Annotated in this window: 20 protein-coding genes and 1 riboswitch; of the genes, 10 read left to right on the top strand and 10 right to left on the bottom strand. The window is 71.3% G+C overall.

Going from position 1 to position 21,585, the window contains the following annotated elements; genetic code table 11:
* Positions 1–20 precede the first annotated feature (20 nt).
* From ACX80J_RS12250 to rsmD, 3 genes are read left to right on the top strand one after another with little or no spacing between them, the layout of a single operon-like run.
* Positions 21–851 carry an ABC transporter permease gene (locus tag ACX80J_RS12250; RefSeq protein WP_459347958.1) on the top strand — a complete coding sequence of 277 codons (831 nt, stop codon included), beginning with the start codon at positions 21–23 and terminating at the stop codon, positions 849–851.
* Positions 851–1,930: a sulfate/molybdate ABC transporter ATP-binding protein gene (locus tag ACX80J_RS12245; protein WP_459347957.1), complete on the top strand. Its 1,080-nt coding sequence runs from the start codon at positions 851–853 to the stop codon at positions 1,928–1,930. Before ACX80J_RS12250 ends, ACX80J_RS12245 begins: the two co-directional genes overlap by 1 nt.
* A gap of 10 nt (positions 1,931–1,940) precedes the next feature.
* The gene (rsmD, locus tag ACX80J_RS12240; RefSeq protein WP_459343391.1) at positions 1,941–2,513 is read left to right on the top strand and encodes a 16S rRNA (guanine(966)-N(2))-methyltransferase RsmD; all 573 of its coding nucleotides are present in this window, start codon (positions 1,941–1,943) and stop codon (positions 2,511–2,513) included.
* An 85-nt stretch (positions 2,514–2,598) separates the two neighbouring features.
* On the opposite strand, the gene ACX80J_RS12235 is transcribed toward rsmD, so the two are convergent.
* The 5 genes from ACX80J_RS12235 to ACX80J_RS12215 form a co-directional block, all read right to left on the bottom strand.
* The gene (locus ACX80J_RS12235; RefSeq protein WP_459347956.1) at positions 2,599–3,327 is read right to left on the bottom strand and encodes a YcnI family copper-binding membrane protein; all 729 of its coding nucleotides are present in this window, start codon (positions 3,325–3,327) and stop codon (positions 2,599–2,601) included.
* Positions 3,328–3,439: 112 nt separating this feature from the next.
* On the bottom strand, positions 3,440–4,033 hold the full coding sequence (locus ACX80J_RS12230; RefSeq protein ID WP_459347955.1) for a hypothetical protein: 594 nt from the start codon (positions 4,031–4,033) through the stop codon (positions 3,440–3,442).
* A gap of 243 nt (positions 4,034–4,276) precedes the next feature.
* Positions 4,277–4,435, bottom strand: coding sequence for a hypothetical protein (locus ACX80J_RS12225; RefSeq protein WP_459347954.1), 159 nt, complete (start codon positions 4,433–4,435; stop codon positions 4,277–4,279).
* A gap of 19 nt (positions 4,436–4,454) precedes the next feature.
* Positions 4,455–5,309, bottom strand: coding sequence for a spermidine synthase (locus tag ACX80J_RS12220; RefSeq protein WP_459347953.1), 855 nt, complete (start codon positions 5,307–5,309; stop codon positions 4,455–4,457).
* Positions 5,306–6,541: an aminotransferase class I/II-fold pyridoxal phosphate-dependent enzyme gene (locus ACX80J_RS12215; protein ID WP_459347952.1), complete on the bottom strand. Its 1,236-nt coding sequence runs from the start codon at positions 6,539–6,541 to the stop codon at positions 5,306–5,308. The genes ACX80J_RS12220 and ACX80J_RS12215 overlap by 4 nt, the downstream gene beginning before the upstream one ends.
* 144 nt (positions 6,542–6,685) lie before the next feature.
* On the opposite strand from ACX80J_RS12215, the gene coaD reads away from it, so the two are divergent.
* Entirely contained in the window at positions 6,686–7,159 is a 474-nt protein-coding gene (coaD, locus tag ACX80J_RS12210) for a pantetheine-phosphate adenylyltransferase (RefSeq protein WP_459347951.1), read from the top strand.
* A 22-nt stretch (positions 7,160–7,181) separates the two neighbouring features.
* On the opposite strand, the gene ACX80J_RS12205 is transcribed toward coaD, so the two are convergent.
* Positions 7,182–7,778, bottom strand: a complete 597-nt coding sequence (locus ACX80J_RS12205) for a YdcF family protein (RefSeq protein WP_459347950.1) — start codon at positions 7,776–7,778, stop codon at positions 7,182–7,184.
* A gap of 115 nt (positions 7,779–7,893) precedes the next feature.
* On the opposite strand from ACX80J_RS12205, the gene ACX80J_RS12200 reads away from it, so the two are divergent.
* The 5 genes from ACX80J_RS12200 to ACX80J_RS12180 all read left to right on the top strand — a co-directional run bounded on the left by ACX80J_RS12200 (position 7,894) and on the right by ACX80J_RS12180 (position 11,641).
* On the top strand, positions 7,894–8,460 hold the full coding sequence (locus ACX80J_RS12200; protein WP_301227153.1) for a YceD family protein: 567 nt from the start codon (positions 7,894–7,896) through the stop codon (positions 8,458–8,460).
* A gap of 2 nt (positions 8,461–8,462) precedes the next feature.
* Positions 8,463–8,666 carry a 50S ribosomal protein L32 gene (gene rpmF, locus ACX80J_RS12195; RefSeq protein WP_087076034.1) on the top strand — a complete coding sequence of 68 codons (204 nt, stop codon included), beginning with the start codon at positions 8,463–8,465 and terminating at the stop codon, positions 8,664–8,666.
* A 71-nt stretch (positions 8,667–8,737) separates the two neighbouring features.
* Positions 8,738–9,469, top strand: coding sequence for a ribonuclease III (gene rnc, locus ACX80J_RS12190; protein WP_459347949.1), 732 nt, complete (start codon positions 8,738–8,740; stop codon positions 9,467–9,469).
* Positions 9,470–10,444 (top strand): bifunctional DNA-formamidopyrimidine glycosylase/DNA-(apurinic or apyrimidinic site) lyase, encoded by a 975-nt coding sequence (gene mutM, locus ACX80J_RS12185; protein WP_459347948.1) that lies wholly within the window; start codon positions 9,470–9,472, stop codon positions 10,442–10,444.
* Positions 10,445–10,585: 141 nt separating this feature from the next.
* Positions 10,586–10,766: riboswitch (cyclic di-AMP (ydaO/yuaA leader) on the top strand.
* Positions 10,767–10,768: 2 nt separating this feature from the next.
* A complete protein-coding gene (locus ACX80J_RS12180; RefSeq protein ID WP_459347947.1) occupies positions 10,769–11,641 on the top strand; it encodes a C40 family peptidase in 873 nt (290 codons plus the stop codon).
* Positions 11,642–11,742: 101 nt separating this feature from the next.
* On the opposite strand, the gene ACX80J_RS12175 is transcribed toward ACX80J_RS12180, so the two are convergent.
* The 3 genes from ACX80J_RS12175 to ACX80J_RS12165 are packed head-to-tail and all read right to left on the bottom strand — an operon-like array spanning position 11,743 to position 16,363.
* Complete coding sequence (locus ACX80J_RS12175; RefSeq protein WP_459347946.1) at positions 11,743–12,711, bottom strand: NAD-dependent epimerase/dehydratase family protein; 969 nt, start codon at positions 12,709–12,711, stop codon at positions 11,743–11,745.
* Positions 12,708–15,344 carry an alpha/beta fold hydrolase gene (locus ACX80J_RS12170; protein WP_459347945.1) on the bottom strand — a complete coding sequence of 879 codons (2,637 nt, stop codon included), beginning with the start codon at positions 15,342–15,344 and terminating at the stop codon, positions 12,708–12,710. Before ACX80J_RS12170 ends, ACX80J_RS12175 begins: the two co-directional genes overlap by 4 nt.
* The gene (locus tag ACX80J_RS12165; protein ID WP_459343379.1) at positions 15,338–16,363 is read right to left on the bottom strand and encodes a 3-oxoacyl-ACP synthase III; all 1,026 of its coding nucleotides are present in this window, start codon (positions 16,361–16,363) and stop codon (positions 15,338–15,340) included. The genes ACX80J_RS12170 and ACX80J_RS12165 overlap by 7 nt, the downstream gene beginning before the upstream one ends.
* A 256-nt stretch (positions 16,364–16,619) precedes the next feature.
* Between ACX80J_RS12165 and smc the strand changes: the two genes are divergently transcribed.
* On the top strand, positions 16,620–20,240 hold the full coding sequence (smc, locus tag ACX80J_RS12160) for a chromosome segregation protein SMC (protein ID WP_459347944.1): 3,621 nt from the start codon (positions 16,620–16,622) through the stop codon (positions 20,238–20,240).
* Here smc and ACX80J_RS12155 read toward each other — a convergent pair.
* Positions 20,237–21,529, bottom strand: a complete 1,293-nt coding sequence (locus tag ACX80J_RS12155) for an MFS transporter (protein ID WP_459347943.1) — start codon at positions 21,527–21,529, stop codon at positions 20,237–20,239. The two genes, smc and ACX80J_RS12155, sit on opposite strands and share 4 nt — an antisense overlap.
* Positions 21,530–21,585: the final 56 nt, after the last annotated feature.

Raw genomic sequence — 21,585 nt, 5'->3', positions numbered from 1 at the left:
GCCGGCACCGGGGACGTGCGGTGAGCGGCGCGAGCCTGCCCCGCTGGGTGGTGGCGATCGCCGTCGTGGGCGGCCTGTTCGTCGTCCTGCCGCTGGTGGCCCTGGCCCTGCGGGTCGACTGGCCCCGCTTCGTCCCCCTCGTCACGTCGGAGAGTGCACAGGCGGCGCTCCTGCTCAGCCTGAGGACCTCCCTCACGGCGGCATTCCTTTGTGTCGTGGTCGGCGTACCCATGGCCCTCGTCCTGGCCCGGACGTCGTTCCGGGGACAGCGGCTCGTCCGGTCGCTCGTCCTCCTGCCGCTGGTGCTCCCGCCGGTGGTCGGCGGTATCGCCCTGCTCTACACCTTCGGGCGGCGCGGACTGCTCGGCGGCAGCCTCCACGCACTGGGCATCGACATCGCCTTCTCCACGACGGCGGTCGTGATGTCGCAGTCCTTCGTGGCGCTGCCCTTCCTCGTCCTCAGCCTCGAAGGGGCACTCCGCTCGGCCGGCACACGCTACGAGGCCGTCGGGGCGACCCTCGGAGCGGGGCGCTGGACGGTCCTCCGGCGGATCACCCTGCCCCTCGTGCTGCCGTCGCTCGTGTCGGGGACGGTGCTCTCCTTCGCGCGGGCGCTGGGCGAGTTCGGGGCCACACTGACCTTCGCGGGCAGCCTCGAAGGCACCACGAGGACACTTCCGCTGGAGGTCTACCTGCAGCGGGAGACGGACCCGGACGCCGCCGTCGCCCTCTCGCTCATCCTCGTCGGAGTGGCCATCGCCGTCGTCGGTGTCGCACACCGGGTCCGGCCGTTCGGGGGCAGCGCGATGCCGTCGTTCCGGCCGGCGAACGACCGCGGCCCGGTCCGCTGATGGGCTTCACCTTCACCGCGACCCTCCCGGAGCGGGGATTCGACGTGTCGTTCGAGCTGGCCGCGGGGGAGACGCTCGCCGTCCTCGGCCCGAACGGGGCAGGGAAATCGACCCTGCTGGACCTGGTGGCGGGTCTCCTGGCTCCGGCGACGGGCCGGGCGGACCTGGACGGGACGCTCCTCTTCGACGTCGCGCCCGGCCGGCGCGTCCTGACCGAGCCCCGCCACCGCGGTGTCGCGCTCCTGGCGCAGGAAGCGCTGCTGTTCCCCCACCTCACGGTGCTGGAGAACGTCGCGTTCGGTCCACGGAGCCGCGGGCAGCACAGGTCCGCAGCCCGGTCGACGGCGCGGCACTGGCTCGAACGCGTCGGCGTCGACGATCTCGCCGCCCGCAGGCCCGCCCAGCTGTCGGGCGGGCAGGCGCAGCGCGTCGCCGTCGCCCGTGCGCTGGCCGCCGACCCGTCGCTGCTGCTGCTCGACGAGCCGCTCGCGGCCCTGGACGTCGGCGTCGCCCCGGCCCTCCGCACCCTCCTGCGGGACGTCCTGGCCGACCGCCCGACCATCCTCGTGACGCACGACCCACTCGACGCCTTCCTGCTCGCGGACCGGGTACTCATCCTCGAGGGCGGCCGGATCGTCGAGTCGGGCCCCACGGGCAACGTCCTGACACGCCCCGTCACGGGTTTCGGCGCGCGTCTCGCCGGCCTGAACCTCGTACCGGGGCGGCGGACGACGGCGGGATTCCGGGCGGACAACGGACTGGACGTACCGCTGGAGCACGAAGCGCCGGTCGGAGCGCGCCTCGCCCTCGCCGTGCGCCCGGTCAGTGTCGGAGTGTCCCGGACAGCGGAGGCCGGTCCGGGGTGGAGCTGGATCGGAGCGGAGGTCGACGACATCGAACACCGCGGCGACCTCGTCCGGGTGCATGCCGCCGGCCTTGCCGCCGACGTGGCGCCGGCGGCCGCCGTCGGGCTCGGAATCGCCCCCGGTGTGCGGATCTTCCTCGGCGTCCGTCCTGCGGATGCAACCGTCTATCCCGTGGACGAGACCGGTCTGCGAAGTCCCGCGGGCGGACGATAGAGTCGACAGCATGACCCGAATCATCGCCGGAGCCGCGGGCGGCTCGACCCTCACCAGCGTCGAGGGAAACGGGACGCGGCCCACGTCCGACCGCGTGAAGGAGGCCCTGTTCTCGAGCCTGGAATCCTACGGGGTGATCCACGGAGCGCACGTCCTGGATCTCTACGCCGGGTCAGGCTCGCTCGGGGTGGAGAGTGCGAGCCGCGGTGCGGCCTCCGTGGACCTCGTCGAATCCGCCGACCGGGCGGCCGCCGTCGCCCAGCGCAACGCGGACCTGGTGAACCGTGTGCTCGGCTGGACGGCCGTCCGCGTGCACCGGACGAAGGTCGAGACGTACCTCGAGCGGGTGGCACCGGAGTTGACCTGGGACCTCGTCCTGATGGACCCGCCCTACAGCGTCCGCGAGGACGGGGTGCTCACCGTCCTCGCGGCCCTGCGGTCGAGGCTGTCGGAGGGCGCCGTCGTCGTGGTGGAGCGATCCGCGAGGTCGCCGGAACCGGAATGGCCCGCGTGGCTCGAGCGCTTCTCGGACAAGAAGTACGGCGAGACGCGCCTGTGGTTCCTGGAGCCCGCCGTCGACTGACCCGCTCCGGCCCCCTGTCGGGGAGGGCGCGGTGCCGGTTCGCCTGCCGGCACCGCGCTGCGAGTCCGCCGTACTTCCCGGAGGGTTATGCCCTGCGCCGCGTCCGGACCAGTGCGGTTCCGCCGGCGGCCAGTCCGAGCAGGCCCGCGATGAGGCCTGCCCACGCGAGGGCCGAGGGGGATCCCGCCGTCGCCGAGGCCTGCTCGGCGTCGATGGCCTCCGGGGCCTCGGTGGCCTCCGGGCCTCCGTGGGACGCGTCGCCCTCGACCGCTGCGGTGGTGACGAAGGACGGCGCGGGCTTCTCGGGCTCCTCCTCGCCCTCGCTCGGCTGGTTCCACTCGACGACCTCACCATCCGTGTAGGACTGAGTGGTCGGGAGCAGCACCGTGGAGCCTGCCTCGGGCAGGCGTCCCACGGAGATCGAGAAGGTCTGGTATTCCTGCTGCGAGATCTCCGCGCCCGGTTCCGCGGTCCATACGACGGACAGGGGAGCTTCGGTGAGCGTCGCTCCGTCGGTCGTCGTGACCGGTTCGGGCAGGGCGCCGGAGACGACCTCCGCCGTCCAGCCCTCGACGGGCTTGACGCGGACCGAGGTGAAGGGCTGGTCGGTGGGAAGCTGCACCTCGAGCTTGTTCGTCGCTGCTGTCTCGGACTCGCTGGGCACGCTGAAGGTGAGCTGGGAATAACCGTTCTCGGTCGTGGACGTAGGTGCGACCGAGACGTGGGCGCTTGCGGCACCGAGGCCGAGGGCCATCAGTCCGGCGGTGGTGAGGACCACACCGGTGAAGGCGCGCTGGGGGTAGGACGACATCATGGAACTGCCTTTCGGAAAAGCGCTGCGGCCCGCGAGGGCGGACGGCAGCAGGGAACGGGGAACCGGGACGGGGCAAGGACCGCCGGCCGACCCGCCGTCCGGAAAGGCAGGGTCAGGCGGGCTGCGGTCCGCGGCGTGGCGGACCCCGCAGCGTCGGGACCGAAGCGTGGACGGACAGCGGCGGAACGGGCGGTGGCACTTCGAGCATCGGGCGGCGCGTCGGCACCGGGGAAGCGACAGCGGGAAGGGTGAGGAGGGGAAGGAGCCAGGCGCGGAGCAGGGCGGCGGCCTCGTCACTCCGCGAGGCGGCAAGGGCCAGGAAGACGGTAGCCAGCCCGTGCAGGAGGACCATGAGGGGGGCGTCGATCGCCGCCGGGCCCATGGCATCCCGCGCGGGGGAGCAGGCGAGTTCGAACGCGGCATGGTGGCCGGGCAGGGCCGAGGAGCTCTCGCACACCGCGGGGGCGGCGGTCATCCCGAAGAGGGTGTGCAGCAGGAACTGGCCGGCACCCATCGCCAGCAGCGACGAGCGGAGGGAGAGTGTGCGTCGGCCGAGCAGCGTCATCGGTACGAGGAGGAGCACACCGAACAGGAGCAGGACCCCGGGGGCGGGCAGATGGCCCTCCGCGAGGACGTGCGACGCGGACGAGACCGACACGACCAGCGAGACGAGGACCAGGGACCGGAGATAGGGAAGGCCTGCCACTGCTGTCTCCTCCCCGTTCCGTCTGCGGTCCTGCGAGCCCGGCGTCGTCGGGCTTCTTCCTCAGGGTACCGCCGCGCGGCCGGAGCCTGCGTGCAGGTGGTTCGCGTCCGGCGGCCCCTCGGATGGGAACGCACCCGGGACGTTGCGGACGCGCAGGACGACGAATGCGGATCTGCGTGCCCGCTGCGAGGAGTCCCACCCGGCTCGCAGGTTCGGCGTGCCCCTCCGGGGCGGTGCAGGTGTTCAGGCCGCGAAGCGGTGGCTGCCGTGCGGCCGGAGAAAGCGGGAGGGGCAGCAGGGCAGGACCTCCGGCACGATCAGGAAGCAGGTGCCCAGATCCTCACCGAGGAGGGGGTGCGGGATCGCTGCCGCGGTCCCGAGGAGGGGGTGCGCGGCGTCCACGCCGTGCGTGCCCTCCGGGCTACTCCTCGCGTGCCTGCTCGCGTCCCGGCCCGGAGGCCTGGGGGACGTCTCGCTCGAAGGCCTCGCGGTCCTCACCCACGAGGACTGCCGCCGGGTGCGGCCCTGCCGCAAGGAGTGCCTGCGTCCACGCGTTCGGCCAGCCCGCGGGGCGGGCGGCGATGATGACGTTGCCGGGATGCTCGCCGCCGACCATGCCGGCCTCGGTCAGGACGGCGGTCCCTGCCGTGAGCGCGGAGAGCTGCCGGCTCTGCGCGCGGGCGAAGGCGAGCGGCGGGTCGTCCCCGACGTTCACCAGGACGACGCCGTCCTCCGCGCAGACCCTCAGCAGGTGGGCCGCGAAGTCCGCGCCGGTCAGGTGGGCGGGTGCGTCGGCTCCGGCGAAGATGTCGAGCACGACGGCGTCGAACGCCGCATCCGGCTGCTCGAGGACGGCGTCCGCGGCGTCGGCGACGACGACCTCGCACACCGTGCCGTCCGGGAGCGGCATGGCGTCGAGGACGAAGTCGATCAGGTCGGCCTCCAGGTCCACCGCCACCTGCGCGGACCCGGGACGGGTCGCCTGGACGTACCGGACGAGGGTCAGGGCCCCGGCGCCGAGGTGCAGGACCCGCAGGGGAGTGGCGGGGGGCCGCACCAGGTCGATGACCCGCGCGATGCGCTGGAGGTATTCGTAGAACACCCGGTCGGGGTGGTGCAGGTCGACGTGGGACTGCTGCGCGCCACCGATGCTGAGGATCAGCGCTCCGTCGATGTAGGCGTCCTCGTCGATCTCCGCATAGGCGGCTGCGCCGGGCAGCCAGCGCGTGGGGACGTCGAAGTCGCCCTCGGACTCCGGCTCATGGGACGGACTCACACGCGTTCCCGCAGCGTGGCGAGGCGGCGGGCGCCCTCCTCGATCACGTCGAACTTCTTGCAGAAGGCGAACCGCAGCATGGAGCGCGTGTGCTCGGCGCCCTCCTCGTGGCAGAACATCGCCACCGGGATGGCCGCGACCCCGATCAGGGACGGCAGGCGCCGCGCGAGGTCGGTCGCGTCGTCGATGCCCAGGGGAGCGGCATCGACCACGGTGAAGAACGTGCCCTGCGGCTCGAAGACGTCGAAGCCGGCTGCCCGGAGCCCCTCGCCCAGGAGGTCCCGTTTCTTCCGCAGCGTCGCCGCGGCGGAGGAGAAGTACTCGTCGGGCAGCCCCAGGCCCAGGGCGACGGCACCCTGGAACGGCGTTCCCGAGGTGTACGTCAGGAAGGTCTTGACGGTGCGGACCTGCGCCACCAGCTCGGCGGGTCCGCTGAGCCAGCCGACCTTCCAGCCGGTCACCGAGAACGTCTTGCCCGCGGAGGAGATGGTCAGGGTGCGCTCGGCGGCCCCCGGCAGGGATGCGATCGGCAGGTGCCCGCTCCCGAACGTCAGGTGCTCGTACACCTCGTCCGTCACGATGATGGCCCCGTACCGCTCGGCCAGCTGCACGATGAGCTCGAGGGCCGGTCGGGTGAAGACGCTGCCCGTCGGGTTGTGCGGGTTGTTGACGACGACGACCCGGGTGCGCTCGCTGAAGACGGCCTTCAGCGAGGCGGCGTCGGGCTGGAAATCCGGAGCCCTCAGGGGTGCGGTGGTGTGCGTAGCACCCGAGAGCCCGATCACGGCACCGTAGGAGTCGTAGAAGGGCTCGAAGGTGAGCACCTCGTCGCCCGGACCGGCGAAAGCGAGGATCGCGGCCGCGATCGACTCGGTGGCCCCCGTGCTGACGATGACCTCGTTCTGCGGATCGACGTGCAGGCCGTAGAAGCGCTCCTGGTGCGCGGCGATCGCATGGCGCAGGACGGCGAGCCCCTGCCCGGGGGCGTACTGGTTGGCGCCCTCGGCGATCGCGGTGCGGGCAGCCTCGAGGATCTCCTGCGGCCCGTCCTCGTCCGGGAAGCCCTGCCCGAGGTTGATCGCCGCATGCTGCTGCGCGAGGGCCGTCACCTCCTCGAAGATCGTGATGCCGAGTCTGCCGTCGCCGCCGAGCAGGTTCGCGCCGAGCGCCGTTCTTGCCCACGGTGCCGTCCCACGGGCCGGGGTGATGATGGTGCGCGCTTCCGTCGTCATGACACCAGTATCGCCGCTCCTGCCGGCTGGAGGCCTCCCGTGCCGCCGGAGGGGACAGGGTGCTCCTCGTCCCGTACTGCCTCCCGGCGCTCCGTCCGCATGTCCTGTTCCCACGGTGCTCGCCCGACTGGGTAGCGTGGGGGTATGAGCCGCGCCGTCTGCCCCGGATCCTTCGACCCCCTCCACAACGGACACGTCGAGATCATCAGCCGGGCAGCCCGCCTGTTCGACGAGGTGATCGTCGCGGTGTCGACGAACTATGCGAAGAAGTACCGGTTCCCCCTGGACGAGCGCATCGCGTTCTGCACGGGGAGTCTCTCGCACCTCGACGGGGTCACGGTGCTCCCGATGGGGTCCGGCCTCCTGGCCGACTTCTGCAGGGAACACGGTGCGACGGCGCTGGTGAAGGGACTGAGGTCCGGGCTCGACTTCGACTACGAACTCCCCATGGCCACGATGAACCGCCACCTCGCCGACGTCGAGACCGTCTTCCTGCCGACGGGAAGCGAGTTCGCGCACGTCTCCTCGACGCTCCTGAAGGAGGTTGCCTTGCTAGGCGGCGATGTGCAGCCGTTCGTTCCCGACGCGGTCTTCGAGCGGCTCCGTCCTCCGGACTAGCCCGTGGCTGCTGCCCGGCGCCTCAGACGGATCGGGAGCACGCTGGTCGGACCACGGACGCAGCCAGCGCCGTGCTCTCCTCGACGAACCGTGCGAGCCACCCGGCGACGCTGAGGTCAGGGCGGGACTCGGCCATGATGACAGTCGCCTTTGAACACTGGGAGACGTTCATGGAGGCGCGTGCCACGTGATAGGTGGAGGTCACCACGATGATGTCGTCCCAGCCCCGTTCCCGTGCGAGGTCGGCGATTGCTCGGGCTTCACCCCGGGTGGTCATGGGGTCGGAGTGGAAGCACATCGTCCGGGTAGCTCCCCTCGCGCACAGGTCGTCCGTCTCCGCATTGCCGGGAAGCCCGGTCGACGACAGGACGAGTTCCCCGGCTGCGCCCCTCTCGAGCAGCGCCTGCCCCACCGCCAGCCGTTCCGACGCAGCGCCCGCCAGGACGATGACGGCATCGGCCTCGCGTACGGGAGGGAGCGCCGGATTGCAGAACAACTGGTAGGCAGCCAGGAGCCAGACGACGAGGCACGCCCCCGCCACGCGGAGTGCGGTACGTAGGACCCGAACCAGTGGACGGCGCGCCCCGGTCGCCGATGAAGGGGTGGGATCGGAGGTCACCATGCGAGCCTAGACGGCACGGCGCGTTTTGGGGCTGCCCGCCTCATCAGGCTAAGATGGTACGTCGGTCATATGTTCTACAGGAGTCACCATTAAAAGCGATCTCAGTTCGCCTTTGACGTTCAGTGTCAAGGATCTCGGACGCAGTCCGGGAAGCATGCGGACAGTTGAAGAACATGTACCGGCACCGAAGGACTTCGGCGTCGCACTGATCGGTGTGCAGGAAGGTTCCGAGATGGAACTGGATCTGCGGTTCGAATCGGTGCACGAGGGAATCCTGGTGTCGGGAACGGCAAACGTCGAGGTAACCGGCGAGTGCGGCCGTTGCCTGGAGCCACTGCGATTCGATCGCGATGTGGACATCCAGGAACTCTTCTTCTACAGCGACTCCCAGTCGCTGTCGGTGGAAGAGGACGAAGAACAGTACAGGGTGGAGAACGATTCGGTCGATCTGGAACCCGTGCTGAGGGATGCGGTGGTTACGTCGCTGCCATTCCAGCCGGTGTGCCGGGAGGATTGCAAGGGTCTGTGCTCCGAATGCGGAGCCCGGCTCAACGATGATCCGGACCACCACCATGAAGTTTTGGATCCTCGCTGGTCAGCCCTTGCCGGGCTGGCGGGCACCGCCGCTGAGAATGACGCGGCAACCAAGTCAGAGTCAGACGAGAGAGAAGAGAGTTAGCCGTGGCTGTCCCGAAGCGGAAGATGTCCCGCGCGAATACCCGTGCACGCCGGTCCCAGTGGAAGGCAACCGCCCCCAAGCTGGTCAAGACCATCGAGAACGGCCGCGTCACCTACAGCCTCGCCCACCAGGCCAAGGTTGTCACCGACTCAGCCGGTACCCCGCTGTTCCTTGAGTACAAGGGCCGCAAGGTAGCCGACGTCTGACAACGGACCGCAGCCTGCCGCACGCCTGGTGCGGCAGGCATCCGTCCGATGCTGGATCAGCTGATGCGGTTGTGAAGAATACAGCAGAACTCACGAAGCGTCTCGGTGTCGATATCGACACCGAGACGCTTCGTCTTGCCCTGACGCACCGGTCCTACGCCTACGAACAGGGCGGGATCCCGACGAACGAGCGCCTGGAATTCCTCGGTGACTCCGTGCTCGGCCTGTCCGTGACGGATGCGTTGTACCGGGACAATCCCGGCCTGTCCGAGGGTGAACTCGCGAAGCGGCGCTCCGCCGTCGTCAGCACCAAGGCGCTGGCGGGGGTGGCCCGTTCCCTCGATCTCGGCGACTACGTGCTGCTCGGCCAGGGGGAGAAGCTCACCAACGGCCGCGACAAGGCCTCCATCCTCGCCGACACGATGGAAGCCGTCATCGGGGCGGCGTACCTGAGCCACGGGATCGAGACCGCACGCGCGATGGTCATGCGGCTCATCGGACCGCTCCTGCGGGATTCAGCGGTCCTCGGGGAGGGCACCGACTGGAAGACCCGTATCCAGGAGACCGCCGCTGCCCGTCGCCTGGGGCTGATCGACTACCAGGTCGACGGGACCGGCCCTGACCACGCCCGCACGTTCACGGCCCGCCTGGTGATCGGCGGCGTCGACTACGGCTCCGGCTGCGGGCACTCCAAGAAGGAAGCGGAGCAGGCGGCGGCGGCCGAGTCGTGGAGGCTCCTCGCCGACGCACCCGGTGCGGATGCCGGGCCCGGAGCGGTCGGCGGTTCGTCCGCGGGGGCCTGAGTGCCTGAACTCCCCGAGGTCGAGGTGGTCCGCCGAGGCCTGGCGCGCTGGGTGACCGGGCGTACGGTCGAGGACGTCGACGTGCTCGACGCGCGATCGCTTCGACGGCACGTCCACGGCGTCGAGGACTTCCGCGGCAACGTCACGGGCGCCCGCGTGAGCGACGTCGTGCGCCGCGGGAAGTTCCTCTGGATGATCCTCGAGGATCCGGACGGCCCCCGCAGCGCTCCCTCCGCCGCTCCTTCCACCGCCCTCATGGCCCATCTCGGGATGAGCGGGCAACTGCTCATCGAGGACCCCGACGCCCCGCTGGAGAAGCATCTGAAGGTGCGGCTGAGACTGTCCGCCGCAGCCGATGCCGACGGCACTCCGCTCCCGGGGGATCTGCGTTTCGTGGACCAGCGGATCTTCGGCGGCATGTTCGTGACGGACCTCGAGCCGACGGCCGATGGCCGGCCGGGCGGACTCGGGGGCGGGAACCTCCCGCTCATTCCCCGCCAGGCGGCGCACATCGCCCGCGATCCCCTCGACCCGGCATTCTCCGCGGAGTCCCTGCACCGCCGGCTCCGGGAGCGGAGAACCGGCCTCAAGCGTGCACTCCTCGACCAGGGCCTCATCTCGGGCATCGGGAACATCTACGCCGACGAGGCCCTGTGGGCGGCGAGGATGCACTATGCCCGTCCCACCGACACCCTCCGCCGGCCGGACACCCTCCGCATCGTCGAGGCGGTCACCACCGTGATGCGGCGTGCCCTGGAGGCCGGCGGCACCAGTTTCGACTCGCTGTACGTCAACGTCAACGGTGCGTCTGGCTACTTCGCACGCGACCTGGAAGCCTACGGGCGTGCCGGGCAGCCCTGCCGCCGGTGCCTGTCGGAGGGCCGGACGACCCTCCTGCGACGGGAGGCATTCATGAACCGGTCGTCCTTCCTCTGCCCCTTCTGCCAGCCCAGACCGCGCAACGCGCGATCCTAGCCGAGGCTCCAGGAGCCCGTCGCGATACGGGGTTCGTGACCCAAACGTGACAAGACGCGCTCGACCGCGTACGGTTAAGCCCGCACCCGGTCCACCACGGACGGGCGCCCATCCTCGCACTGCCTAACCCTGTCGATGAGGATGGACCGTTCGCTCAACACGTTCGACAGGGGCGGGGGAACCAATAGCGGACTCACCTGTGTGAGTCCTTGGGGTTAAGACGCGCGTAGACCAGCACCGGGGGCGGTGGTCTGCGAGAAACGCGTCCGGATGTCCCATCCGAACCCGACAGCTAACTTCGTAGGCATTGGGAAAGGCAACAGCATGTCCAAGAAGAGCACTTTTGCGCGCCACCGGGCAGTCCCCACGCGCATCAACCCCCTCGTCACCGCATCCCGCGCAGTCAGCGCCACTGCTTCGGTGGCCGGCAAGCCCGCCGCCGTCGTCGTTGCCGCTTCCGGCATCATGCTCGGTGCAGCGCTTCCGGCAAGCGCCGCCGGCGAGATCAGCGTCGAGTCCATCAGCACCCAGCCGGCAGCGGCGACCACCGCTGCGGCAGGTACCTACACCGTCCAGGCCGGTGACACCCTCGGGAGCATCGCAGCAGCCCACGGCGTGAGCCTCCAGGCCGTCTTCACGGCCAACGGCCTCGGGTACAGCTCGATCATCTACCCCGGCCAGTCGATCTCCCTCGGCGGTTCCGCTGCACCCCAGCAGTACTCCACCCAGTCTGCAGCCATCGTCGCCGCACCGGTCGCTGCACCCGTAGCGGCTCCGGTCGCTGCACCCGTAGCGGCTCCCGCAGCTGCTCCGGCAGGCAACTCGACGGGCCTCAGCACGCAGGCCGCAGCGTTCACGCCGGTGGCGACCAGCGGTATCACCGCGACCGCGATGCAGGGCCTCGGCTCGGCATACGTCTACGGCGGCACCTCCTTCGGCGCCTGGGACTGCTCCGGCTTCGTGCAGTGGGTCTACGCCCAGAACGGCATCAGCCTGCCGCGCACCACCTGGTCGCAGTTCGCCGCCCTGACGCCCACCAGCAACCCCCAGCCGGGCGACCTGGTGAGCCAGAACGGTGGCAGCCACGTCGGTATCTACCTCGGCAACGGCCAGATGATCAGCGCACTGAACCCCTCGCAGGGAACGCTCGTGCACTCGGTCAACGCCATGTCGGTCGACGGCTACTACACGCGATAACCCTCCACCGGCCCTGCGCCGGTAGCAGGACGATACGAAGGAAGGGCGGGATGCACAGCATCCCGCCCTTCCTTCGGTTCTGCCGGGTCCTGGTGCCGGGCTCAGCCGCGGTAGTGCGCAGCGAGCCGCTCGAGGCCCTCCTCGATGCTGACGGACGGCTGCCAGTCCAGCACCGCCCGCGTGTGCCGCTGGTCGAACCAGTGCGCCGTGGAGAGCTGTTCGGCCAGGAAGCGGGTCATGGGAGGCTCCTCCGCGCGTCCGAGTGCCAGCCATGCCCGTTCGATCACCGCGCCGGCGCCCCGGGCCAGTGCCCCCGGTACAGACCACGCGGGGGGCCGGACGCCGCCGGAGCGGCAGATACCGTCCAGCAGTTCGGCAATGGGGCGCGGCTCGCCGTTCGTCACCACGAACGCCTGCCCCTGCGCGGCCTGCATCCGGTCGAGGCAGGCGACGATGGCGGATGCCGCGTTGTCCACGTAGGTGGTGTCGATGAGGGCGGTACCGCCGTCGAGCAGCGGCAGGCGACCGTGCCGGGCCCGGTCGAGGACGCGCTCGACGAGCTGCGTGTCGCCCGGTCCCCACACGATGTGCGGCCGCACTGCCGCCACGCGGAACTCCGGGGTCGAGCGTGCGAGGGCGAGCAGCTCCGCCGCCGCCTTGGTCCGCGCATAGTGTCCGCGCGCGTGCTCCGGGTCCGCCGGGCCGGCCGGAGCGCCCACCAGCGACGTCCCGTCGTGGGCGACGGACGGGGAGGAGACGTACACGACGTCGGTGGCCCCGGCCTTCTGCGCGGCGTCGAGCAGGAGCCGGGTTCCCTCCACGTTTGTGCGGTCGAACTCGGCCGGGGTCCCGGTGAAGGAGACCTTCGCGGCGAGATGGATGACGGCATGGCAGTCCTGCACCGCTGCCGTGACCGCCCCGGCGTCCCCGACGGAGCCCAGGAGCTCCTCGACGCCGTCGATGCCGGACGGACGGCGCTGGAAGCACCGCACCTCGGAACCGCCGGCCAAGAGGTGTTCCGCGACGGCCCGGCCCAGCATGCCGCTGGCCCCCGTCACGAGGACGGTCACAGGGATCCTGCCCGACCGCCCGACAGGAAGCGGGCGCTCCAGGCCGCGACGCGGGACCGGTCGATCTTGGCATTGTGGCGGATGTCGACCGGGAGTGCGGGCACGGTGAGAACGGCCGCGAGGTCCACGCCGAGGCCCCGCGCGGCCGCGCGGGCAGCTGCCGCGAGCCGGAGGTCGGCCAGGCGCGGCCGCCGCCCTGCCGTCTCCTCCTGCAGGACCGCCGCGACAGCCTGCGTGCCCGCGGGTCCGACGCCGACGACGGCGGCGAGGCGGACTCCGTCGAGTTGCTCCAGCGCCTGCTCGAGCCCGACCGGGGTCAGGACGCCTGCCGCCGCTGTCACGACATGGCCCAGCCGGCCTTCGACCCACAGTCGTCCTTCGGCGTCGAAGTGGCCGACGTCGCCCGTGCGGTGGTACGGAGGCGTGCGCGACGACTCCTGCTGCGTCCTCCACAGGCGGAAGTAGCGATCCTTGACGTGCGGCGCGTCGACGAGGATCTCTCCGGTCACCCCGGGGGTGGCCGTCGGTGCTCCCGTCGCCGCGCCTGTGCCGTCGAGGGGGCTGACCGCCACACGGGCACCGGAGACCGGGCGGCCGACGCAGACGCCGTTGCCGGCGCCCTCGAGACCGGCCGCCGCGCCCGCGGCCTGGATTCCCGCCAGATCGATGTCCGCGACGAGCAGAGACTCGGTCATGCCGTAGGGCGTGTGGAGCACGGCGGACGGTACGAGGTCCTGCACGGCGTCCAGGAGCGGGACGGGGACCGGCGCGCCGGCGGAGAGCAGAAGCGTGATCCTGGCCAGGGCCACCCGCCCGGCTCCGGTGACGTCCGCTGAGGTCGCCAGCACGTTCCGCAGGGCTGCGGGAGACGCGAAGACGACGGTCGCGTCGATGGCCGCGGCTGCGTCGGCCAGCGACTGGGCGGTCAGGGTCCCGGGAGCGGTGACATCCATGTCGGGCGTCACCGATGTCGCGCCGAGGGCAGGCCCCAGCAGGGCGAAGGGCGCGAAGCCCGCGACGAGCGCGCCTCCGGGTCCCAGTCCGAGCGTGGTCCCGACGGCGTCGCGCATGGCGGAGAGCTGCCGGTGCGTGTACACCACGCCCTTGGCCGGCCCGGTGGAACCGGACGTGAAGAGGATGGCGGCGTCGGCGTCGGGCGCGACCTCCGCCGGGTCCGCGGGACGGGCGGCGCGGAGGTCGTTGAGTGAGGCGTCGACGCGTAGTGCTGCCCGCCTCGCCGGCGACAGCGGAGTGACGCTGATCCGGCGCCCCGGCCAGCCGAAGGCGCGCGCCGCGAGGAGTGCCCGCTCGATGCCGATGACGACGTCGGGCGCGGAACCCTTCACCGCCCGGCTGAGTCCGCGCGCCCCGAGTCCGGCGTCGGCGACGACGATCACCGCGCCGATCCGGAGGCATGCGTAGATCAGGACGGTCAGGTCCACACCGGGCGGGACGAGCAGACTCACCCTGCTGCCCGCGCCGACGCCGAGTGCGGTGAGGCCGCCGGCGACGGCACGGATATCGTCGTCCAGCTCGCGCCAGGACAGCGTGCGCGTCCCGGCGGCCGTCAGCTCGGCGACGGCGGTGGTGGTTCCTGCAGGACCGGCTGCCAGTTCCGGGATGCGGGCGCCCAGCGGCAGGTAGGCGGCGTCCCGGGAGGAGGACCGTGGAGGATCCTGCCGGACAGGGTCCCGTTCCGTCCCGGCACGGGATTCCCCGACGGAGCGGTTCCCGAGCCACTCCAGGGCCGTCGACGCCGTCGGGGCGTCCTCCTGCACGAGGTGGCCGGCCCGCTCGAAACGGTGGATGTCTGCGTGCGGCATCCGGCGGGCGAGGTCCTCGAGGTAGGGGTCCGAGAAGATCGGATCGTGCGGGCCCCACATCATCAGGACGGGCACGTCGAGGCTGCGGATCCCCTCCGCCGTCGCGGTGAGGGCGCCGTAGCTCGGGTGGGACGCGTCGGCGGGGATGTCGGAGACGAAGTTCGCGATGCCCTGGCGTGCGGCGGCCGTGCGGTAGGGGTCCCGGAACGCGCGGCGCACGTCCCGGTCCAGGGCGGGCCGGGCGAGGGACAGGGTCACGTCCAGGAAGGCCGTACTGGTCCTGGTGCCCAGCCCGTGCACGCCCGGAGCGAGCGCGAGCCGCAGCGGAGCCGGGATCGGGCGGTCGGGATCCTGGTGGATGGCCGTGTTGGTCAGGATGACGGCGGCGAGGTCGTCCCGGTTGCGGTTCGCGAAGCCGAGGCTGACGACGCCGCCCCAGTCATGGCCCACCGTGACCACGGGCCCCGACAGGCCCACCGCGGCGACGAAGTCCTCGAGGTCGGTGATGCGGTGCTCGAGGCGGCGGAAGACGCCCGTCCGCTCCGAGTAGCCCATGTCGAGCTGGTCGACGGCGATCACGCGCCACCCGGACTCCAGTCCTGCGGCGAGATAGGTCCGCCACAGGTAGGACCACGTCGGGTTGCCGTGGACGCACAGGAGCGTCCCCCGCGCGCTGCCGGCGCCGTCCCGGCCGAGCCCGTTGTCGAGGTAGTGCCAGCGATGGCTGGTGCCCGGGGCGTCCGCGGCACTGGAGGAGGGCACGTCGATGTGCGTCGACCACGAGGGGTCAACGCCGGGGAGTGCTACCACGCAATCTCCATCATGGAGGTGTTCAGGCCCGATCCGACGCCCAGGCACAGCACGCGGTCTCCCGGCGAGAGCGACTGGGACTCCTGCGCGAGGGTCATCGGCAGCGATGCGGGCCCCACGTTGCCCCAGTGGGGGAAGGTGATGGGGACGCGCTCGCGCTCGAGATCCACGGCCTTGATGATGGCGTTGGTGTAGGAGTTGGAGACCTGGTGGGTCACGTAGCGGTCCATCGCGCCCCACGACCAGCCGTCGGCCTGCGCCTCGTGCCACGCGGTGACCACGAGTTCGAGCCCGCCGTCGAGCAGGCCCTTCGTGTCGGTGTACATCCCGTCGATGCCGCCCACGCACAGTTCGTGGTGCTGGGTGCCGGCACGCGAGACCCCGCCGAGGATGCGGTGGGACCCGGGGTGGGAGTCGGCGGGACCGAGGACGGCGGCGGCAGCCCCGGAACCGAGGGTGAGGGTCGCGAACTCGCTGAGGAAGTCCTCGCGGGTGGAGTCCTCGCGGTTCAGCCGCCTGAACGTCGCTTCCTGGGTCCGCTGGGCGTCCTCGCCGGCGACGATCAGGGCGTACTTGATCTGCCCGGAGTCGATCATGTTGGCGGCAAGGGTCATACCGTTCACGAAGCCGAGGCAGGCGTTGGCCAGGTCGAAGTTCATGGCGGACGAGGGGAGGCCCAGCGAGTGGTGGATCTTCACCGCGACGGACGGTTCGAGGTTGCGGCGGGTCACCGAGGTGTTGATCAGCAGGCCGACGTCACCGGGTTCGATGCCGGCTTCCGCCATGGCCTTGGCTCCCGCCTCGATGGCGGCGTCATCGAAATCGGACCCGGGCGACCACCAGCGGCGCTCCGTCACGCCGGCCACGCGCTCGAGGAGCCGCTTCGAGAGCCGGAGCCTCTTCAGGCTGGGCGCCAGCCGCTCGTCGAACTCTGCGGAACTGACGACTACCGGCGCCTCCACACTCGTGACGGCGAGCAAGGCCGTGTTGTCATGTCGAAACGTCGCGTTACCGGTCAAATTTCCTGCCTCGTCAACTGGTCAGCGCCGGTAGGTGGCCGTAGAGGATCCACGGATGGATCGGCCTGGACGCCTCTGGATACTGCTGGAACGGATACTGCTGAAACTTTTGTAAGCCTACTTCTTAATGCACCAGCCGGTCACTCCCGATTCGAGGAGGTCACGGCCTTGCCCACCCGATACAGCCCCGCACCCGTACAGTCGGTGCGTTCCAGTAGATTAGGGAGGTCCCATTCCCCCTGGAGATCCTGACACTGTGCATCTGAAGAGTCTAACCATGCGGGGGTTCAAGTCTTTCGCGTCGGCGACGACCTTCGACTTCGAACCCGGCGTGACCGCCGTCGTCGGCCCCAACGGTTCCGGCAAGTCCAACGTCGTCGACGCACTCGCCTGGGTCATGGGGGAGCAGGGTGCCAAGACGCTGCGCGGCGGCAAGATGGAGGACGTCATCTTCGCCGGGACGTCCGGACGGGCTCCGCTCGGGCGGGCCCAGGTCTCCCTCACCATCGACAACAGCGACGGCGCCCTGCCCATCGAGTACACCGAGGTCACGATCTCGCGCACGCTCTTCCGCGCGGGCGGCTCGGAGTACGCGATCAACGGCAAGAACTGCAGGCTCCTCGACATCCAGGAACTCCTCTCCGATTCCGGGCTCGGACGCGAGATGCACGTCATCGTCGGGCAGGGACAGCTCGACAAGGTGCTGCATGCCACACCGGAGGAGCGGCGCGGCTTCATCGAGGAAGCCGCCGGGATCCTGAAGCATCGCCGCCGGCGCGAGAAGACGGTGCGGAAGCTCGACGCGATGCAGGCGAACCTCGCGCGCCTGTCAGACCTCACCGCCGAGCTCCGGCGGCAGCTGACCCCGCTCGGGAAGCAGGCCGAGGTGGCACGCCGTGCCCAGCAGGTGCAGTTCGCCGTGCGGGACGCGCGGTCCCGCCTGCTCGCGGACGAGCTGGTGACGCTGCGCTCCGGGTTCGAGCGGGACGTCGCCGCCGAGGCCGCGCTCCAGGCACGCCGGGAGGAGGTCGAGCAGGCACTCGGCGCCGGCCAGGAACGCCAGGCCGACCTCGAGCAGGCCGCCGCGGGGGCCGTCCCGGCCCTCAACCGGGCGCGGGAGACCTGGTACGCGCTGTCGAGTGCCCGCGAGAAGCTCGCCGCCCTCGCCGCCCGTGCCGAGGATCGCGGGCACCTGCTGGGACAGGGTGGCCCCGAACCGGACTCCGGACGCGATCCCGACCACCTCGACCGGCAGGCCGCGCGTGTGCGGACCGAGGTCGCCGCACTGCAGGATGAGGTGGCCTCGCTCGGACACGCACTCGAGGCGACGCTGACCGCGCGTCGCGCCGCCGAGGACGCATCGGCCGCCGAGGACGCGAGGCTCGCGCGCCTGCTGCGCGCAGCCGCCGACAGGCGCGAGGGCGAGGCCAAACTGGCGGGAACCGTGGGAGCGGCCCGCTCCCGCGTCGAGTCGGCCGTCGCGGAACTCGGACGCCTCCGGGCGTCCATCGCCGCCGCCGAGGAACGGTGCGGTGCCGCCGAGCGGGACTTCACCGCGCTCGAGGGCCAGGTGGCCGGCCACGAGGAGGGTGAGGAGGGCCTCGACGCCGAGTACGAGGAGGCCTCGGCCCTCCTCGGGACCATCACGGACGAACTGCAGGCGCTCGCCGGGGAGGAACGCGCCGCCGAGCGGGAACGGAGCGCCCTCGCGGCCCGCCTCGAGGCGCAGCGCGAGGGGCTGCAGCAGCGCGACGGCTCCGGAGCCCTCCTGGCCGCCGGGCTCGACGGCGTGGCGCTGCCGCTTCCGCAGCTCCTCCAGGTCGCACCGGGCTTCGAGAAGGCGGTCGCCGCGGCGCTCGCGGGCTCCGCCGATGCGGTCACCGTGGAGAGCGTCGCCGCCGCCGTCGCGGCCTTGGAGCTCCTGAAGCACGACGACGCCGGACAGGTGTCCCTCGTCGTCGCTCCCGGGGCCGGGTCGGGTGGGCGTCCGGCGAAGGCGTCCCCGCGCGCAACCGGTCCTGTCGACCGGAGCGCCGTCGTCCCCGTGCTCTCGGTCGTGGAGGTACCCTCCGCACTCCGTCCCGCGCTCGAGGACCTGCTGCGCGGCGCCGTCGTCGTCGAGGACCTGGACCGCGCCCGCAGCGTGATCGAGGACGGTGCGGCACCGCTCGCCGTGACGCGCGACGGCGACGTCCTGTCCCGCCACGCCGCCCGCGGCGGCACGCCCGGTGCGGCAGGCTACCTGGAGCTCCGCGCGGCTGCCGAGGAGACGGAGGAGCGGCTGGCCTCGGCCCTCGCCTCGACCGAGCGTCTGCGGTTCCGCCTCTCGGGCGCGAGGACCCGGCAGCAGGCCGCGCAGCAGCGCGTGGACGCGGCGCTCGAGCGCCTGCACGAGTCCGACGCGCGCATGGCCGCCGTCGCCGAGAAGCTCGGACACCTCAACGCGACCCTGCGCTCGGCCTCCGGTGAAGCCGAACGCCTGGCCGCACTGATGCGGACCGCCGAGGCGAACCTCGCACAGGAGGAGACCCGGCTCTCCGAGGTGGCGCAGCGGTTGAAGGACCTGCAGGAACAGCCCGTCGAGGCCGAGCCGTCCACCGAGCAGCGGACCGTCCTGCACCGTGCGGCCGCCGACGCGCGGCAGGCCGAGCTCGAGGCGCGGCTGGCCCTGCGCAGCGGCGAGGAGCAGCTGTCGGCGCTCGGGAACAGGGCGGCGTCGCTCGAGCGCGCCGCCCAGTCGGAGCGCCGGGCGCGTGAACAGGCGGCGGAGAAGGCACGGGTCCGGCGGGCGCAGGCCGTCAAGGCCGTGGCGGTCGCCCGCGCTGCCCGTGCTGCCGAGCGGCGGGCCGCGGAGTCCGTCGCGGTCGCGGCCGAGCAGCGCGATGCCGCCGAGCGGCTGCGCGAACAGCAGGACACGGAGCTGCAGGCGGTCCGGAAGGCCAACGCGGAACTCGGCGCCGAGCTCGCCCGCCTGACGGACTCCGTGCATCGTGACGAGCTCGCCCGCACCCAGCAGAGGCTTCGGATCGAGGCCCTGGAGAACCGGTCCATCGAGGAGCTCGGGCTGACGCCCGACCACCTCGTGGACGAGTTCGGCCCGCACCTGCCCGTGCCCCAGGACTCCGCGGACTCCCCGGAGGACAAGTGGGCGGCCCTGCGGGCACCGGTCGACGACGACGGCATCCCGGTGCCGCAGGGAATACCGTTCGTCCGGGAGCAGCAGGAGAAGAGGCTGAAGCGCGCGGAACGGGATCTCGCGGCGCTCGGCAAGGTCAATCCCCTCGCTCTGGAGGAATTCGCGGCACTCGAGGAGCGGCACCAGTTCCTCAGTACGCAGCTGGCGGACCTGAAGGCCACCCGGAAGGACCTCCTCGACATCATCCGGGAGGTCGACGAGCGCGTCGAGCGGGTCTTCACGGACGCCTACCGGGACACGGCCGAGCAGTTCGAACGCGTGTTCGCCACGCTGTTCCCCGGCGGTGAGGGCAGGCTCGTGCTCACCGATCCCTCCGACATGCTCGCCACGGGCATCGAGGTGGAGGCTCGGCCCGCCGGCAAGAAGATCAAGCGGCTGTCCCTGCTCTCGGGTGGGGAACGCTCGCTGACCGCCGTGGCGCTCCTGGTCGCCATCTTCAAGGCACGGCCATCGCCCTTCTACGTCATGGACGAGGTCGAGGCCGCCCTCGACGACACGAACCTCGGCCGGCTCATCAGCATCTTCCGGGAACTCCGCGCGTCGAGCCAGCTCATCATCATCACGCACCAGAAACGGACCATGGAGGTGGCCGACGCGCTCTACGGCGTCACGATGCGCGGTGACGGGGTGTCGACCGTCATCAGCCAGCGCCTGGACGCCGAGGAGCAGCTCCTCGGCTAGCCGGGCACCCCGACCCCGGACTGCCGGGGGAGTGTCTCGCGGGACGCCAGCCAGGTGACGGCGGCGAGCACGGCCAGGACACCCGTGGCGACGAAGGCCAGGGCGTAGGAGCCCACGACGAGCCGGTCGATGATGAGGCCGGCGACGATCGGGCCGAAGATGGCGCCGAGGTCCGCGCTCATCTGGAACGTCGCCAGGACCTTGCCGCCACTGCGCCCGGTGCCGATGATGTCCGCCACGGCCGCCTGCTGCGCCGGACTCAGCAGCCCCGTCCCGATCCCGCCGACCACGCAGACCGCCAGGAACACGGGGACGCTGCCCGAGAAGCCGAGCGCGGCCATCGCGGCACCGTTGACCAGGAGCCCGGTGATGACCAGCGGCTTCCTGCCGGCCGTGTCGGCGAGGCGCCCGGACACCGTCAGCGACAGCGCGGTCCCGCCCGCGAAGAAGGCGAGCGAGATCCCTGCGACCTGCGGCCCGGCGTCGAGCACGGCGGTCGCGAAGAGCGGGACCAGGGCCATCCGGATGCCGAACGAGGACCACCCGTTGGCGAAGCCCGAGAGGAGCGACGCACGGTAGGCGGAGTCACGGACGGCCTCCCGGACCGACAGCGGTGCCTGCTGGCGTGCCGCCTGCCGGTCGGCGAGGGAGGTGTCCCGGAGCTGGAAGAACACGACGGCGGATGCGACGAGCAGCGCGACGGCGTACGCGAGGAACGGCACGCGGAGTCCGAGGCCGGCGAGCAGGCCCCCGACGAGGGGCCCGCCGATACTGCCGAGCAGGAATGCCGTGGCGTAGGCACCGGAGACCCGGCCACGGATGGACGGCGGCGCGAGCCGGACGATCAGTCCCATGGCCGAGACGGTGAACAGGGTCGACCCGATGCCGCCCAGCGCCCGGAAGACCAGCAGCTGCCAGTAGTCCGCGGCGAAGGCGCACGCGGCGGTGGACAGGGCCACGATGAGCAGGCCGATGATGTAGACCGGACGTTCACCGAGCTTCTCCACGAGCCACCCGCCCGCCGGTGCGAACAGGAGCCTCGTGAAGGCGAAGGCACTGACGATCACGGACGCCGCCGTCACGCCGACGTCGAAGCTCTGCGCGAACTGCGGCAGGATCGGGGCCACGAGCCCGAAGCCGATGGCGATCACGAACGCCGCTGCGATGAGGACCCGGATCTCGCGCGGAATGGCGAGGCGCTCCGGCGCGGGAGCGTCGCCCTCTCCCCGTGTCCTCCGCGGAAGGATCGGAAGGAGGGACTGCTTGCGAGCGCGAGGGGAACCGGCCATGGTCCTCGCATTCTGTCACCGCATCCGTCGGATGCTCAATCGGCCCGTATGAGAAG

This window comes from Arthrobacter rhamnosi (assembly GCF_054510975.1).
This window is presented reverse-complemented; position numbering and strand designations above follow the sequence as displayed.